The following is a 14044-nucleotide window of genomic DNA, read 5'->3' on the forward strand; positions in this document are numbered from 1 at the left end:
GCCCCTAGGAAATCGCCTTAGTGATGGTGACCATTCCCGTTGCCGTTGCCATTGCTGCCGTTACCGCCACCGTTGCCGTTGTTGCCTTTACCGTTGCCGGTGGCAGCACTGTTGTTGGCAGCACTGTTGTCATTCCCTTTGTCGGATTTACTCTTGGGCGTTCCACTGTTGCCGGGCACATCGCTGGTCGACCCGGCACTGGTCGCAACATTGGTTGTCGCGCTTGAAGACGTAGACGAGCCGGCAGCCGCGGATCCACTGCCGCTGACGGTGACCGCCGTGACGCTCGAGCTGTTGGAGGTCGTGGTCGTCGTGCTCGACTTGCCATCGCTCCACACCGTGCCCGTGCTGGCGTTCGCATTGCGCACCCGTCCTGGCGCGACGGCACTATGGGCGAGCCCGTGCGTGACCGTGTGGAAGTTCAGCTTGACCTCGCCGAGCGAGTTCGAGATCCGCACAATGCCAGGCTTGGGCGCGTGAGTTCCGCTTGGCTGGTGCATCGGCACGCCCGCGACCTTGATCCCTTTCTCGATCTTGCCAAGCGCATGGATGGCATGGCCATTGGCAGCATCGCGGGGCGCCGACAGGCCCGACTTCGGCACGGGGACCCGATCGATGGTCGAAGCACGCGGCTTGCCTTGCTCGATCGGATTGAGTGTGCCGGAGCCACTCAGGCTGAGCCCGGACTTGCCATGCGCGAAGGCGGTGGCCACCTGGCCGGGCATCACCTGGGCGATCTGGCCGGTCTTGAAATCAGACACTTCAACCTGCCCGCGGAGCACGCCGACCTTGGTGCTGCCCGCGCCGACCGTGACGCTGAAATGCGTTCCCTTGACCACGGCGGCGAGGTAGGGCGTCTCGACCTCGAAATGCTTGACATTGCGCTTCTCGACCTCGAGCAGGATCGAGCCCGCCTGCTGGATGATGGTGGTCGAAAGACCCTCCTTCTTCTCGGCCGGCACACCGACCACCGAGTTGGGAGAGATCAGGATCGTCTCCTCACCGCGAACGAGCAGGACGCGCCCGTTCCGGCCGGTGCGGATGGTATCCCCCGGCTTCAGTGTCTCTTCCTGGTTCAGCGAGACCTGCTGCGCGCCACTGGTCGCGAGCCAGACCTCGCCCGATGACTTGCCGACCGACCAGACGCCGTCATCCGCGGCGGATGCGACGGATGTGGCTCCCAGGACCAGCGCTACCATCACGGCGCACCGCATTCCAATTCGGACAAGCATAATGACCCTCAGCCGGAGTTACTGCCGAGCCTTCTGCGTATCCGAGATCACTCAAGATTAGCTTAGCGGTAATCCGGGAGTCCGGCGGACGCATTAACGGATCATTGACCATAAAAAACTAAGAAAAATCATGCAGCTACTGAATCCTTACCGGAACCAGGCGACGTCTCCGTCAAACTACGCAGGACAATCCACGCATCGCACCGTGGTACGGTACCTCGCTGCCGCCTTGGTCCTCCTATGGTCGACATTTACGGGACTCCCCCAATCACTCGCGCAGCAGGCGAACCAGCCGGGATTTAATCCTCTTCAGCCGGAGAAATACTTTGAAAACCAAACCAAGCAGGAATCCCTCGGCCGTCCGCCGGTGAAGCTGCCCTCGGTCGGCGGGCCCAATACCGGCGGGGATACCAAGCCGCAGTTCGTGCTGCGCGACATCGACGTGACCGGCGCCCGGGCCATCCCCCATGATCGCATCGCCGTCGTCTACCAGACCTATCTCGGCAAGCAGATCTCGCAAGCTGACCTCGCCACGATCGCCGGGGCGATCAGCGATCTCTACCGGGTCCAAGGCTTCCATCTGAGCCGGGCGATCGTGCCGGCGCAGGACATTGCCGACGGCCGCGCCCGGATCCAAGTCATCGAGGGCTCGATCGTCGAGGCCGAACTGAAGGGCGACGGTGCCGAGCAGTTCGGCGTGAGGCCAATGCTCGGGCCGATTCTAGCCGAACAACCCTCGCGCCTGGCAACGCTTGAACGCCAGCTCTACCTCGTCAACGGCCGGCCGGGCGTGCGCATCGCCGACACCTCGCTGGAGGAGATCGGCGGCACGACCGGCCGCTTCCGCCTCACCGTCTATCTGAAGACCTGGCATGTCTTCACCTCGTTCGGCCTGGACAATTTTGGCTCGTCGTCGGTCGGTCCGTGGCAGACCTACGCGACGGGCGCGTTCAACTCCTACCTCGGGCCCGGTGACACGCTCGCCGTCAACCTGTCGACCATTGCCAACGACCCGCGCGAACTCGGCTTCTCTCGGCTGTCTTATGACGCCCCGGTCGGCGTCGACGGCGTTCGGCTGGGTGGATCGGTGCTGTACAGCGCAGTCAGGCCTGGGGATGCGCGGCGCCTCGCCAGCGACATCACCACGACCGAGGCGTTCGAGTTGCATGCCAGCATTATCCCGCTCCAATCCCAATCGTCCACGCTGACCCTGACTGCGGCGACGACTTTCAGCAATGTGTCGGAGCACGATCTGTACGGTCCCTGGTACAACGACCACATCAGAACCGCGAGCCTCACTGCCGACTACCGGCTGCAAGATGGCTTCGGCGGCACAAACTACGCGACGATGACGTTTCGCCAGGGCCTCGATATCTTCGGCGCATCGCATGTCGACGACGATCTGTTGTCGCGCGATGGTGCCACCTCGAACTTCTCGGTGCTGAACTTCTGGTTTACGCGCTACCAGACGCTCAACGACGCTTGGTCGCTCAAGCTGTCTGCAGCGAGCCAGACCGCGTCACGCCCCCTGTTCACTTCGCAGCAATTCTATCTCGGCGGTGCAGCCTTCGGCCGCGGCTATGGCGCGGCCGAGATCAGCGGCGATAACGGTCTTGCCGGCTCGCTCGAGGTGCGTTTCGACCAGAAACTCAATTTTCGCTACTGGAGCGGCTACCAGCTCTACGCCTTTGGCGACGCCGGCGCCGTCTGGAACGACGGCTACCGGCTGAGCGACGGCTTATCACTGACATCGGCCGGTGCAGGCGTACGGTTCTTCCTGGCGCAGGATCTCCAGGCGGATTTCGGCGTGGCGGTGCCTTTGAGCTACCGCGCGCCGGACAATGAACGCCGCAGCCCGCGCTTCCTGTTCACCCTGTCGAGTGCGTTCCGGCTCTGCCCCGAACGCGGCAGAAATAGCTGCCTTTAGCCGCGTGGCCCTTCCTGATGCGGCCCTTTTGCGGTCGTCCTCACAGACTTGCCTAAATTTAATCCCGCAATCTGGTCACGATCGCTCGATCCGGCCGTTTTCAATAGCCATGTTCAGTCAAAAGTGATTGAGACGGAACTCATGAAAAGGGTGTTTGCAATTCTGGCTTTTCTATGTGTCCTCGCGGCGGGCCAGTACGTTATCGTCAGCAAATTCGCGATCCGCCATGAGATGCTGTCCTTGTTTGACGCCGCGCGTCAGCGGCCGATCTCGGTCGATATCGCGGTGCGGCGCGACTACGAGACCAAGGCCAATCTCGGTCTTTGGAAGCTTCCGGTCGCCATCATCAGCAACGGCAACACGGTCAAGGCCACCGAATATTCCTTCCTTGCCAACGTCCTTGCGGCGCGTGGCTATCTGGTCGCCAGCATCCAGCAGGATCTGCCCAGCGATCCGCCCCTGATGACCCATGTCGGCCAGAAATATGTCGGCCGGCGCGAGGTCTATATCCGCTGCGAGGCCAACATCCTCTTCGTGCTGAACACATTGAAGGGGCGGCAGGAGAATGCCGACTACGACCACATCACGCTCGTCGGTCATTCCAACGGCGGCGATGTCTCCATGTATGTCGCGCAGCAGCATCCCGAACTAGTGTCGAAGGTGATTACACTCGACAATCTCAGGGTGCCGTTCGTCCTCAACGACCGCATGAAGATTCTGTCGTTCCGCTCCAAGGATCCGCATTTCCTGACCGACCCCGGCGTGCTGCCGACGCCGGAAGAAGCCAAGGCGCGGGGCATCGACATTATCCATACCGGTGCGCAACACACCGAGATGAGCGATCGTGGGCCCGACTCGGTCAAGGAGAAGATCCAGGCGACACTTGACCGCTTCCTGCGGGACAGTGCCAGCAGCGCGCTCGCGCCTGCCAATACCACGGCCCCGATGATCATGAACCCCGGCGACTATTAGTCGGGACGCTTTGCGGCAGATCAACCCAACTCCATGCCGGCCGGGATAAATGGCCATACAGCATCGGAGAGGCACGTGTTACACCATACCGAAAGGCTTGATGCGACCAGGCTCGACATGGAGAGCCTTGGCCTCCCCCCGGCAAGGGCGCCTGCACCCATGCGCCATTTCTATCGCTTGGCCCGCAGGCTGTTCCGCTCGATCATCGCACGTATCGACCTCTCACAATTTCCGGGATCATGCTGCGGCTGAGTAGACGGTTCGCAAGCGAATGTAGGCAGGTGATGAGATGCGCGCAGCAGCAAGACGAATTTGGCTCCTGCTAGCGACAGTGGCGAGTTTGGGTATATCGCCTGTTCTGGCGGCCGACGCCAATCACGGCGCCGATCTTGCCCGGCGCTGGTGCGCAAGCTGCCACCTCGTGACGAACAGCCAGGCTCAGGCCAGCGTCGACGTCCCCTCCTTCGCATCGGTTGCGCGCAAGCCTGATTTCAGCCCGGAGAGGCTCGCGTTCTTCCTGCTTGACCCCCATCCGAAGATGCCGAACTTTCCCTTGAGCCGGACCGAAGCCGCCGACATCGCTGCCTATATCGGATCGCTGCGCCAGTAGCTGGCTCGCTCCAAGCTCTCAACAATGCAAATCCCTGCCGGACGAGCCGACAGGGATCAGCAGAAAGGACGATGGACGGCGGATGAGCCTCATCCGGTGGCCCATCATGGACCTGCATGGGAATTGAAATGCGCCTCAACGCGCTGCGCAAGATCAATTTGTGAGCAGACAATCCAGATCAGGATTTACCCTTGCCCGGCTGCATGAAGTTGCCGGTCATCTGGCGCATGTGATCGCCGGCGTTGGTGAACTGGCTGCGCAGGAACTCGGACTGGATCCGCATCGCCTCCTGAAGGTCGGTCGCGTGAACCAGCTTGCGAGCATGCTCGAATGCCGCCTTCATGTTCTGCTCGGTGAAGGCGAGCGCCTGCTTGGACACGTCCGCGCTCGCGCCAGGAACCGACGACATCGATTTGGTGGCGGCATCGAAAAACATGCCGAATGCCTTCTCCGCCTGGTCAATCGTCTTCTCCGCCAGGTCGCGCAGTTCAGCCGGAACTTCGAGCTTCGGTTCGATCATGGCCGTACTCCTCCCTCTTTTTCCTGTCTGATTATCACATTTGCCGCACCGCCTTCCAGCGGCCATGCTTCAGCAGGGGCCGTCACCTGGCGGTCCATCGCCGGCCGGGAGGGCGGACAGAGCGTATTTGCCGGCGCCCGGCCAAAGCTTAGGACAAGGGATGGTCGGGGAGCGTTTCGTCGGTGACAAGATCCTCGACGAGCTTGATGACCTCAAAGCGCTGGCGGGGGGCAAGCTTGAGAAAGGCGCGTAGCAGGCGGAGGCTCTCGACCGTGCCGGTCGCGGGAGCACCGAGCTTGAGATGCAGTTCAGCCGCGAAATTGAGGTTCTTCATCTCGCACCTATCACAGGATCGGTCCTTCGGTTCGAGCGTCGTAAGCCCGATCGAGGACCTGATGTCGTCACCGACGCCACGGCGACGACGAACTCTAGGTCGGAGCACCCGGCAGGCTGGCGCGCTGAGCAGATCTCAACAAGGTTGCAATTATGTCAAGGAACAACCCGTCGGGCAAGCCAAACCGTGAGACTTAGCGATGCTTCATCGATAGCGTGCCACGGCAATTCCGGATAACAGGAATACTCGCCGCAGTCACCCACCTGCGTCAAGAAGCAGCATCATCACCACAAGGCTCCGACCACTGTCAATTCGACCAACGTTTCGCATCGTTTCTGACATGCTCGGAAACTGGCAAAACCCGGACTAGCGCTTCTTCAGCGTATACACGTAATCGTTGAGCCCGATTTCGGCGGTTGTATCGTCGACGAAATGAAGGTCGATCTCGCAGCCGGTCTCCAGTGTCTTGATATGGGCCCCCATGAAGCCGAGCGAAGCGGCAAGCGCCTTGGGATCGACGGTCTTGTCCGCGCTGTACATCTCGTCGAATGCGCCCTGGAAGAGCATGTCTGGACCATAATCCGTCACCTTGTAGTGCGGCTTTGCGCAGGAAAATGGACGCGGACCGGAGATTTCCCCGGTCTTGAGAGCCACTGTCTTGCCCATCAGCCGCGCGCGCTCGGCATCGTCAGGCTTACGATGCGGATCGGCCCAAGGCGCAAGCACGGCCGTCGTGAAGGCCCAGTTTCCGACAAAAAACGGATCGGCGGCCACGGCGGAGCCAGCCATGCCAAGCGATGCGAACAAACAGGCAATATGGGTGGGTTTCATGCGGCAAGTCCCCTTCACGTCTTGGACTCCTCGCCCCGCATCAGGGTTCATCACGATCCGATATTTCTCGCTCCGTGAACCGTCGATCAAGAACGTGCGACCAAGCGGTTGCGAAACGGCCACGCAGATCACGGGCGCCATGGCTGATGAATGATTCTGATTCGGGCGCACTCAGCACCAAAGGACGACGGCATGCTTTCTCGCTGCGATCTCATCAAGGGCGCCGCGGTTGCGCTTCTGACTCTCTCGACGCAGGGCGCATGGGCGCAGGAGACCAAAATGAACCTGTTCAAGATCGTCACCGTCAAGGACGAGATCATCATCGGGCTGTCGCCCGACGAGCTCCAGGCGCTCGGCGGCAGTGACGCAAGCGCGGTCGCGCACGCTCTGGCGCAGAAGGGCGACCTCACCGTCTGGCAGTACAACGTGCATCGCGGGCAGAACGGTGAAATGCAGCAGGCCCCCACGGCCAAAATCGGGCTTTTGGCCAGCGCTTCGCTCCGAGTCGAGCCCTACACCACGCCCTACCAGATCATGCCGCATCCGTGACGCGAGATCGGGACGGCCGGCGGTAAAGCCGCCGGCCCATCCTTCAGCGGCGCCGCGCTGAGGCATCCGTCGCAAAACCGTAGACCAGGGCCAGCCGGTCGAGGCATTCGCGAAAACGCCGGGCGAAATAGTCGTTCCAGCGCTGGGTGCGGACAGCGCGCCGCTGCCCGATCTGATCCATGGTCAGGCCGAGCACGAGCACGTCATGCACCAGCGCGGCGCCGTCGGTGCCAAGCTCGCGTTCGACCCGGTTCAGCCGTAGCACGGCCTGGCGCTGACGCTCGGTCAGGGGCTCGCGAGAGCGCGTGCCGTCGACATGTTCGCGGGTCGGATCCATGGCTTGCGGGCCCCGCTCGGCCCTCTCCCAGTCGTTCTGGTAAGCGCGACCACCTCGATATTGCGCCTCATCAATCTGGTGATGCGAGTGCAGTCGGCCGAGCGGATCATTGCGAATCGACCGCATGGCCACGATCTTCTCTTCGGAATCAAGCGCGAGCGGGTTGTCGACCTCTGCCTCCATGACCTCGGCATTGAACGGCAGGTCACGCGAGCGCCGGTCGTGAAGTTCGGTCAATCTGTAAGACTTGTTGCGTTTGGCACGAGCCACTTGGAAATTCCTTGCCAATTGACGTGAAAATGGAACGGTCGCGCGCGGGTCAGGCGGCGGAGACGAGCCTCAGCACGACGGCAGCAGCCGTACGGGCCGCGCCGGGACCGCGCGTCAGACGCGCATGCGGCGCGCAATAGCTCGAACCGGGTTGACGTGGGTGACCGCAGAAGCTGATCTCCTCCCCCTCCTTGTCGCCGCCATAGGGGTAGCGGCAATCGCCTCGTTCGAGCTCGTCCAGCGTGATCAGGCGCGGCTGGATGCCGACGCAACGCAGTTTGGCGGGTTGAGCAGGTCTCAGGGCCGATGGCGGCGGCAGGTTCAGGCCAGGTGGCACGGCACGAGGCGGTGTGCGCGGAGCGGGCTCGCCCGGCAGGGACGGCACGATCGACGGACTTATCATTCGTTCAGGCGTGGCGAGCCCAAGCCCGAGCCGCTTGGCGCGACCGATCACGGCGTTGCGCGTGTAAGCCGTTCCAAACCTTGCGTTAATCTGTCTTCCGATCTCCCCATATGACAGTCCCTTGAAAAAATAGTCGCAAAGCGCGTCGGAATGCTCCGACGACCAACGGCCCGGTTCCATGCTGCTGTCCTGTGATGCGCCCCGATCCCACGATCCGGAGGCGAAACACACCTTCCGTTATTCCGAAGGTGAAGTCAAGCCATCTTTTCTGATATTCATAATTGCATTAATTCCGAATTTCGGATTACAAGGGCTGAGCCATGGGCAATCGAGGGAATCACCATGTTGGACGTTGCGATGATCGAGCGGGGCCTGGAAAAGACGGGCAAGAGCAAGGGCGGGCTGGCCGCGGCGATGGGCGTACGCCCGGGTGCCGTGTCGGAAATCCTCGGCGGTGAACGCCTGGTGAAGGCCTCGGAAATCATTCCGATCATGGAATATCTTGAGCTGAACCTCGCGCCGATCATGGGTCGCGTCGGGGCCGGTGCCGTGATCGAGCCCGACGTCGAGCAGGTTCCGCCGGAAGGGCTCGGCGACATCGCGCTGCCCTTCCCGATCATGGAGGAGACCGTCGCGTTCGAGATCGTCGGCGATTCGATGCTGCCCAAATATGAAAGCGGCGACGTGATCGTTGTCTACAAGGACCAGCGTCACCCGTTGTCGAGCTTTTACGGCGAAGAGGCCGTGGTCCGGCTCAAGACCGGCGAGCGCTATCTGAAGACCATCGAGCGGGGCAAATCCCCATCCGTCGTCAACCTCACCAGCTTCAACGCCAAGCCGATCGTCGGCGTCAAGCTGGACTGGGTCGGAGAGATCTGCCTCTCGATGCCCAAAGGCCAGCTCGAGCGGTTGCGCGCCAAATCGGCCCGCCCGCGCAAGAAGGGTCGGTAAGCAAGATTTCCGATAATCGGAAATAGGTCTTGACCTTCTTCTCATTTTCAGAAATACTCTGCCGCGCTCCCGGTCGTCGGGGCGCGGCAGGATCGCTTGATGCAGTATTTCGTCGTGATGATCGATTACGGGCGCCGCGGTCGCGAGGCGGTGGTCGATCCTGAAGTCACCAGGCGCGAGGTCATCTCCCGCGTCAGCTCGGGCGAATATCAGAACATTTTGTTCATCCACGAAGTCGCGGACAATTGCGTCGACGACGTGACCGAAGCCATTTTGGCCGAGGCCGCCCTCCCCGAAATCCCGCCTGAAGACGTTGACCTCCAGGCCAGCCGTCATGACCACACTCGCGACCTGCGCAAGCACGAGAAAGCGTGATGCAGGCTGAAACAACCTGCGTCACGGCTCAACCCAAGCTCACACCGTCAGAACGGTCGATCCCGTGGTCTTGCGCGCGGCAAGGTCGGCATGCGCCTTGGCGGCATCCTTCAGCGCATAGGTCTGGTGCACCTCGATCTTGACCGCTCCGGACTTGACGACGTCGAACAGCTCGTTCGCCATGGCGACCAGGTTCTCGCGCTTGGCAGCGTAGGTGAACAATGTCGGCCGGGTAACGTAGAGCGAGCCCTTCTGCGCCAGCAGACCAAGATTGAGCGGCTCGACCGCGCCGGAGGACGCACCGAACAGCGCAGCGACGCCAAGCGGTGCGAGGCAGTCCAGCGACTTCAGGAACGTGTCCTTGCCGACGGAATCGTAGACCACCGGCACCTTCTTGCCGCCGGTGATCTCGTCGACGCGTTTCACGAAATCCTCGCGGGTATAGATAACGACGTGGTCGCAGCCGTGCGCCTTGGCGAGTTTCGCCTTCTCGTCGCTGCTGACAGTGCCGATGACGGTTGCACCGAGATGCTTGGCCCATTGGCTCAGGATCAGACCAACGCCGCCGGCGGCGGCATGCAGTAGAATGGTATCGCCGGCCTTCACCCGATAGGTCTGCCGGATCAGATATTGCGTGGTCAGCCCCTTCAGCATCATCGCCGCCGCGGTCTTGTCGTCGACGCCGTCTGGCAGCTTCAACAGCCGGTCGGCCGGGATCAGCCGCACCTCGGAATAGGCGCCGAGCGGTGAGGCGCCGTAGGCGACGCGATCGCCCGGTTTCAGATCGGTAACGCCGGGGCCGACCTCCTCCACGACGCCAGCCGCCTCGCTGCCGAGCCCGCTCGGCAATTGCACCGGATACACACCCGAGCGGTTATAGATATCGACGAAGTTGAGGCCCACGGCAGTGTGGCGGATGCGCGCCTCTCCCGGGCCAGGCTTGCCGACACTGATCTCCTCCCAAACCAGGACTTCCGGACCACCGGTCTTGTGAAAACGAATGGCGTGAGTCATGGGCGTTGCTCCCTTATCGTTGCGTTGATGGTCCGAGAAAAAGCGGATCGGCCGGAGAAATAGCCATTTGGTCCGCCCGTTACAGTATAGAAGACGTAACAAGAATGTCACAGCGAACGACAAACCCTCGCCGTTCCGCCTCTGTTCGAGAGAGTTGATGAGGGTCTCGGAGCGACCGGCAGTAGCTTCTGCGCGGGGTTTGGTGGTCGCCTGCGAAGGAGAGCCGAGATGCCAGCTTATGTACAGCATCATCAGGACATCGAAATCGCGCCTGTGATTTGCCCGACATGCATGGGGTTCCTGCCGATGTATGTGCGCGAGGTCGAGCCGCACTGGAGCCTTGCCAAGATTGACTTCGTCTATGAATGCGCCGATTGCGGCGCCGAGGTCAGGCAGACCATCCGCAAGCCGGAGCTGCCTGCGGCACTGATCGCTCGATCAGCCGCCCCTAAGTATTTGCGCTGAACGGAAAAAGTGCCGCTCAGCGCGGGTCAGGCCGTCCCAAACGAGGCTTGTTCTTTGCCGGGAACGCAGGCAGAACAAGCTTCAAGCAAGACATTTGGGAGCGCCATTTCGTGGCTGATCAGAACGCCTCGACCTCGATCGAGGCAGTGGAGAGCGGCCTCGCCGCGCAAGGCTATATCGCGAGCCGGCAGATCGCGACGGCCGTCTACCTGTCGCAGCAGATCGAGAAGCCGATCCTGGTCGAAGGCCCCGCGGGCGTCGGCAAGACCGAGCTCGCCAAGGCAATCGCCGCCTGGCGCGGCAAGAAGATGATCCGCCTGCAATGCTACGAAGGCCTCGACGAGGCCAAGGCGCTCTACGAGTGGAAATACGCCAAGCAGCTGCTCTACACCCAGATCCTCAAGGACAAGCTCGGCGAGGTCCTCGGCGGCGCGCAAACGCTGCATGCCGCGCTCGATCAGCTCCATGATTTCGGCGACGTGTTCTTCTCCAAGGAATTCGTCGAGCCGCGCCCCCTGCTCCAGGCACTGGAACAGCCGGGCGGCTGCGTGCTGCTGATCGACGAGATCGACAAATCGGACGCCGAATTCGAATCGCTGCTGCTGGAGATCCTCTCCGACTTCCAGGTCACGATCCCCGAGCTCGGCACCGTCTCGGCGATCACACCGCCGACCGTGATCCTCACCTCCAACAGCGAGCGCGATCTCGGCGACGCCCTGAAGCGGCGCTGCCTACATCTGCATATCGGCTTCCCCGAGCAGCGGCTGGAAGAGCGCATCGTCGAGAGCCGTGTCCCCGGCATCTCCCAGACGCTGCGCCGGCAAATGGTCGGCTTCATCCACGAGATCCGCTCGCTCGATCTGAAGAAACTGCCCTCGGTCAGCGAGACCATCGACTGGGCCCGCGTCCTGGTGCTGCTCCAGGCTTCCGAGCTCGACACCGAGATCGTCAAGGACACGCTCAACGTCCTCCTGAAATATGAGGCCGATATCGAGGCGGCATCGCCGCAAGTGACGACCTTCATCGCCAAGGCAGCCCGGTCCAACGTCTTCGGTTGACGCCGATGCGCGAGAACCTCCATCGTTTCTTTCGGGCGGCGCGGGGCGCCGGCGTCCATGTTTCGCCCGCCGAAAGCATCGATGCAATGCGTGCGGTCGCGCAGGTCGGCATCACCGACCGCACCATCCTGCGCGACGCCCTGCTGCTGACGCTGGCCAAATCGCAGGACGAGAAGCTCGCGCTCGGCGACTGCTTTGATCTGTTCTTCAGCCAGCCCGAGCCGCCGCAGGATCAGCCCGAAGCCAACGACAATGGCGAGGATTCGCAGGACGCGGATCAATCGCCCTCTGCAAATGCGGCCAGCAAAGCGGGCGGTGGTCAGCCGCAGCAGGGATTGGGACCGCTCGCCGAGATGCTGCTCTCGCAGGATCGCAACGCGATATCAGCTGCGATCGCCAGCGCCTCAGGTGCGGCCTCGCTCTCCGACATCCGCTACTCCACCCAGCGCGGCATCTTCTCGAGCCGCATCCTCGACGCCATGGGCTTTCAGCGCCTGCGCGATGATCTTGACGAGCTGACCGGAACCAATCCCGCGCTGGCTGAGCGCCTGCGCGCCGCGCTCGAGGCCTTGCGCGAAGCGGTGCGCGACACCGTCTCGCAGGGTCTTGCGCTCTATGCCCGCGAAGAGGCTGAAAACCTCCGCAACGAAATCTTGCGCAATGCGCCTCTTGCCCGCATCGAGCGGCGCCAAGTGGCGGAGATGCGCGCCCTCATCCGCCAGATCGCGCGCCGCCTGCGCGAGCGCTATTCGAAGCCGCGCAAGCGTCAGCGTCGCGGTCATCTCGACGTGCGCCGCACGCTCCGCCGCAACGCCGCCTGGGGCGGCGTGCCGTTCCTCACCGCATGGAAGCGCAAGCATCGCGACCGGCCGAAGATCGTAGCACTGTGTGACGTCTCCGGCTCCGTAGCACAGGTCTCCGATTTCTTCCTGCTTCTGATCCACTCACTGCACGAAGTTGTGGACGACGTCCGCTCCTTTGCATTCTCGTCGCATCTGATCGAGGTCAGCGAGATCCTGGAGAAGAAGTCGCCGGAAGAGGCGATGGCCGAGATCATGTCCAAGGTCGGATTCGGCTCGTCCGACTACGGTTCGTCGCTGGTCGATTTCGAAAAAGACTTCATGGGCGCGCTGACGCCCCAGACCACCGTGATCGTGCTCGGCGATGCCCGCAGCAACAATCTCGATCCGCGCGCGGACATCCTGCGCCGCATCTCCGAACGCTCGAAGCGCTTGGTCTGGCTCAACCCCGAAGGACGACTCGCCTGGGGCTTTGGCGATTCCGAGATGCCGCGTTATGCGACCTTTTGCAGCGTGGTGCGGCAATGCGCCACCGCGCAGCAGCTCGAGCGCGCGGTCTCCGATATCGTTGCCACTTATCAGTAAGTCTCGTCAGTAAGTGTCGTCGGTAAGTCTTTGGGCTCGCGGCGAACGTCAGTTTCGTGCAAGCTCTGCGTGAGCGACATTACACTCGCGAAAGTGAGAGGCAATTTCGTCGAGCGCACGCTGTTCCCATTCCTGAGCTTGCGCCAGCCAGAAAACCCGACGCTCGAAATCGAGCGCCGCGCGCTCGCGGCACAGGGATTCCTGACTACGAATTTCGACCAGCCTGTTCATGCACTCACACTCCTCCGCGTGAAGCCATTCCCCACAAATCAGCCTAACAGAGTCACGAACCCAGCGTCTCACCCTTTCTGGACATATCGCGACGCAGAATGAGACAGCAACGCTTCCCGTGCACTGCGCCCGTCGCAACGCAGCATCAAATCAAGATCATCAAATAGTGATCGGCGATCGGGACGATCGTCGCATCTGGCCGATCTTAACTATTGTGGCGCAACAGACTGCGGCAATTCGTGAAGAAAAGTTCTAAGCAGCTCACCGAATTCCCGACTCATTGTCGTCGCATCATCTTCATGCCGCGCCGCTAACAGGGGCGCGCGAACGTGACTAACGCTTGAGGCAACATGAGCAACGACGTCGACTTTGATCTTTCACCGGACCAGTGGGAGGCGCTGAGAGCGCTCCGCAATCCGGTGCCGAGCGGCCGCCTCGCGAAGGCTTATCTGCTCGAAGGTCTCGCCAAGCTTGGCCTCGTCGACGTCAATGACGGAGTGCCCGCGATGACGCCGGCGGGACGCAAGGTGCTGGTGCGCGGATCATGCCGATTGCTGGATCTGGCGGCATAGCATGCGCA

The 14044-nt window shown here is 61.9% G+C and carries 18 protein-coding genes; 10 read left to right on the top strand and 8 right to left on the bottom strand.

Translation table 11 applies throughout. The features are described from left to right. Positions 1–17 precede the first annotated feature (17 nt). A complete protein-coding gene (locus HYH07_RS02645; protein ID WP_220001002.1) occupies positions 18–1232 on the bottom strand; it encodes a FecR domain-containing protein in 1215 nt (404 codons plus the stop codon). Positions 1233–1362: 130 nt separating this feature from the next. Between HYH07_RS02645 and HYH07_RS02650 the strand changes: the two genes are divergently transcribed. From HYH07_RS02650 to HYH07_RS02660, 3 genes are all read left to right on the top strand, one after another. Continuing rightward, on the top strand, positions 1363–3159 hold the full coding sequence (locus tag HYH07_RS02650) for a ShlB/FhaC/HecB family hemolysin secretion/activation protein (RefSeq protein WP_220001003.1): 1797 nt from the start codon (positions 1363–1365) through the stop codon (positions 3157–3159). Between the two features lie 141 nt (positions 3160–3300). After that, positions 3301–4131, top strand: a complete 831-nt coding sequence (locus HYH07_RS02655) for an alpha/beta hydrolase (RefSeq protein ID WP_220001004.1) — start codon at positions 3301–3303, stop codon at positions 4129–4131. A 289-nt stretch (positions 4132–4420) separates the two neighbouring features. Continuing rightward, on the top strand, positions 4421–4741 hold the full coding sequence (locus HYH07_RS02660; protein ID WP_220001005.1) for a cytochrome c: 321 nt from the start codon (positions 4421–4423) through the stop codon (positions 4739–4741). A 178-nt stretch (positions 4742–4919) separates the two neighbouring features. On the opposite strand, the gene HYH07_RS02665 is transcribed toward HYH07_RS02660, so the two are convergent. The 3 genes from HYH07_RS02665 to HYH07_RS02675 all read right to left on the bottom strand — a co-directional run bounded on the left by HYH07_RS02665 (position 4920) and on the right by HYH07_RS02675 (position 6567). Then, positions 4920–5261 carry a phasin gene (locus HYH07_RS02665; protein WP_194481422.1) on the bottom strand — a complete coding sequence of 114 codons (342 nt, stop codon included), beginning with the start codon at positions 5259–5261 and terminating at the stop codon, positions 4920–4922. Positions 5262–5409: 148 nt separating this feature from the next. Next, positions 5410–5595 carry a hypothetical protein gene (locus tag HYH07_RS02670; RefSeq protein WP_128950591.1) on the bottom strand — a complete coding sequence of 62 codons (186 nt, stop codon included), beginning with the start codon at positions 5593–5595 and terminating at the stop codon, positions 5410–5412. A 366-nt stretch (positions 5596–5961) separates the two neighbouring features. After that, the gene (locus tag HYH07_RS02675; RefSeq protein WP_228749178.1) at positions 5962–6567 is read right to left on the bottom strand and encodes a hypothetical protein; all 606 of its coding nucleotides are present in this window, start codon (positions 6565–6567) and stop codon (positions 5962–5964) included. Between the two features lie 51 nt (positions 6568–6618). On the opposite strand from HYH07_RS02675, the gene HYH07_RS02680 reads away from it, so the two are divergent. Beyond that, complete coding sequence (locus tag HYH07_RS02680; RefSeq protein WP_220001006.1) at positions 6619–6975, top strand: hypothetical protein; 357 nt, start codon at positions 6619–6621, stop codon at positions 6973–6975. A gap of 43 nt (positions 6976–7018) precedes the next feature. Here HYH07_RS02680 and HYH07_RS02685 read toward each other — a convergent pair whose 3' ends face one another. Together HYH07_RS02685 and HYH07_RS02690 are read right to left on the bottom strand one after the other, a co-directional pair. Then, complete coding sequence (locus HYH07_RS02685) at positions 7019–7582, bottom strand: hypothetical protein (RefSeq protein WP_220001208.1); 564 nt, start codon at positions 7580–7582, stop codon at positions 7019–7021. Positions 7583–7631: 49 nt separating this feature from the next. After that, positions 7632–8165: a GcrA family cell cycle regulator gene (locus HYH07_RS02690; protein ID WP_220001007.1), complete on the bottom strand. Its 534-nt coding sequence runs from the start codon at positions 8163–8165 to the stop codon at positions 7632–7634. Positions 8166–8327: 162 nt separating this feature from the next. On the opposite strand from HYH07_RS02690, the gene HYH07_RS02695 reads away from it, so the two are divergent. Together HYH07_RS02695 and HYH07_RS02700 are read left to right on the top strand one after the other, a co-directional pair. Then, positions 8328–8936, top strand: coding sequence for a S24 family peptidase (locus HYH07_RS02695; protein ID WP_057749704.1), 609 nt, complete (start codon positions 8328–8330; stop codon positions 8934–8936). Between the two features lie 99 nt (positions 8937–9035). Then, positions 9036–9311, top strand: a complete 276-nt coding sequence (locus tag HYH07_RS02700) for a hypothetical protein (protein ID WP_220001008.1) — start codon at positions 9036–9038, stop codon at positions 9309–9311. Between the two features lie 39 nt (positions 9312–9350). On the opposite strand, the gene HYH07_RS02705 is transcribed toward HYH07_RS02700, so the two are convergent. After that, on the bottom strand, positions 9351–10325 hold the full coding sequence (locus tag HYH07_RS02705; protein WP_220001009.1) for a quinone oxidoreductase: 975 nt from the start codon (positions 10323–10325) through the stop codon (positions 9351–9353). 228 nt (positions 10326–10553) lie between these two features. Here HYH07_RS02705 and HYH07_RS02710 point away from each other — a divergent pair, with 228 nt between their 5' ends. From HYH07_RS02710 to HYH07_RS02720, 3 genes are all read left to right on the top strand, one after another. Next, positions 10554–10790 (top strand): hypothetical protein, encoded by a 237-nt coding sequence (locus HYH07_RS02710; protein ID WP_220001010.1) that lies wholly within the window; start codon positions 10554–10556, stop codon positions 10788–10790. Positions 10791–10900: 110 nt separating this feature from the next. Further along, positions 10901–11848 (top strand): MoxR family ATPase, encoded by a 948-nt coding sequence (locus HYH07_RS02715; protein ID WP_220001011.1) that lies wholly within the window; start codon positions 10901–10903, stop codon positions 11846–11848. A gap of 5 nt (positions 11849–11853) precedes the next feature. Continuing rightward, positions 11854–13233 (top strand): VWA domain-containing protein, encoded by a 1380-nt coding sequence (locus tag HYH07_RS02720; RefSeq protein WP_220001012.1) that lies wholly within the window; start codon positions 11854–11856, stop codon positions 13231–13233. A gap of 48 nt (positions 13234–13281) precedes the next feature. On the opposite strand, the gene HYH07_RS02725 is transcribed toward HYH07_RS02720, so the two are convergent. Continuing rightward, positions 13282–13464, bottom strand: coding sequence for a hypothetical protein (locus HYH07_RS02725; protein WP_220001013.1), 183 nt, complete (start codon positions 13462–13464; stop codon positions 13282–13284). Positions 13465–13814: 350 nt separating this feature from the next. Here HYH07_RS02725 and HYH07_RS02730 point away from each other — a divergent pair, with 350 nt between their 5' ends. Further along, complete coding sequence (locus HYH07_RS02730) at positions 13815–14036, top strand: hypothetical protein (protein ID WP_220001014.1); 222 nt, start codon at positions 13815–13817, stop codon at positions 14034–14036. Positions 14037–14044 lie beyond the last annotated feature (8 nt).

This window comes from Bradyrhizobium sp. BR 10261 (genome assembly GCF_019455395.1).
Lineage (GTDB): Bacteria > Pseudomonadota > Alphaproteobacteria > Rhizobiales > Xanthobacteraceae > Bradyrhizobium > Bradyrhizobium manausense.

Excerpts from the sequence above, each read along its gene's own strand:
- HYH07_RS02720 (WP_220001012.1), top strand. The coding sequence starts at position 11,854 with ATGCGCGAGAACCTCCATCGTTTCTTTCGGGCGGCGCGGGGCGCCGGC.
- HYH07_RS02705 (WP_220001009.1), bottom strand. The coding sequence starts at position 10,325 with ATGACTCACGCCATTCGTTTTCACAAGACCGGTGGTCCGGAAGTCCTG.
- HYH07_RS02710 (WP_220001010.1), top strand. The coding sequence starts at position 10,554 with ATGCCAGCTTATGTACAGCATCATCAGGACATCGAAATCGCGCCTGTG.
- HYH07_RS02700 (WP_220001008.1), top strand. The coding sequence starts at position 9,036 with ATGCAGTATTTCGTCGTGATGATCGATTACGGGCGCCGCGGTCGCGAG.
- HYH07_RS02665 (WP_194481422.1), bottom strand. The coding sequence starts at position 5,261 with ATGATCGAACCGAAGCTCGAAGTTCCGGCTGAACTGCGCGACCTGGCG.
- HYH07_RS02655 (WP_220001004.1), top strand. The coding sequence starts at position 3,301 with ATGAAAAGGGTGTTTGCAATTCTGGCTTTTCTATGTGTCCTCGCGGCG.
- HYH07_RS02725 (WP_220001013.1), bottom strand. The coding sequence starts at position 13,464 with ATGAACAGGCTGGTCGAAATTCGTAGTCAGGAATCCCTGTGCCGCGAG.
- HYH07_RS02650 (WP_220001003.1), top strand. The coding sequence starts at position 1,363 with ATGCAGCTACTGAATCCTTACCGGAACCAGGCGACGTCTCCGTCAAAC.
- HYH07_RS02675 (WP_228749178.1), bottom strand. The coding sequence starts at position 6,567 with ATGGCGCCCGTGATCTGCGTGGCCGTTTCGCAACCGCTTGGTCGCACG.
- HYH07_RS02690 (WP_220001007.1), bottom strand. The coding sequence starts at position 8,165 with ATGGAACCGGGCCGTTGGTCGTCGGAGCATTCCGACGCGCTTTGCGAC.
- HYH07_RS02660 (WP_220001005.1), top strand. The coding sequence starts at position 4,421 with ATGCGCGCAGCAGCAAGACGAATTTGGCTCCTGCTAGCGACAGTGGCG.
- HYH07_RS02695 (WP_057749704.1), top strand. The coding sequence starts at position 8,328 with ATGTTGGACGTTGCGATGATCGAGCGGGGCCTGGAAAAGACGGGCAAG.
- HYH07_RS02670 (WP_128950591.1), bottom strand. The coding sequence starts at position 5,595 with ATGAAGAACCTCAATTTCGCGGCTGAACTGCATCTCAAGCTCGGTGCT.
- HYH07_RS02730 (WP_220001014.1), top strand. The coding sequence starts at position 13,815 with ATGAGCAACGACGTCGACTTTGATCTTTCACCGGACCAGTGGGAGGCG.
- HYH07_RS02680 (WP_220001006.1), top strand. The coding sequence starts at position 6,619 with ATGCTTTCTCGCTGCGATCTCATCAAGGGCGCCGCGGTTGCGCTTCTG.
- HYH07_RS02645 (WP_220001002.1), bottom strand. The coding sequence starts at position 1,232 with ATGCTTGTCCGAATTGGAATGCGGTGCGCCGTGATGGTAGCGCTGGTC.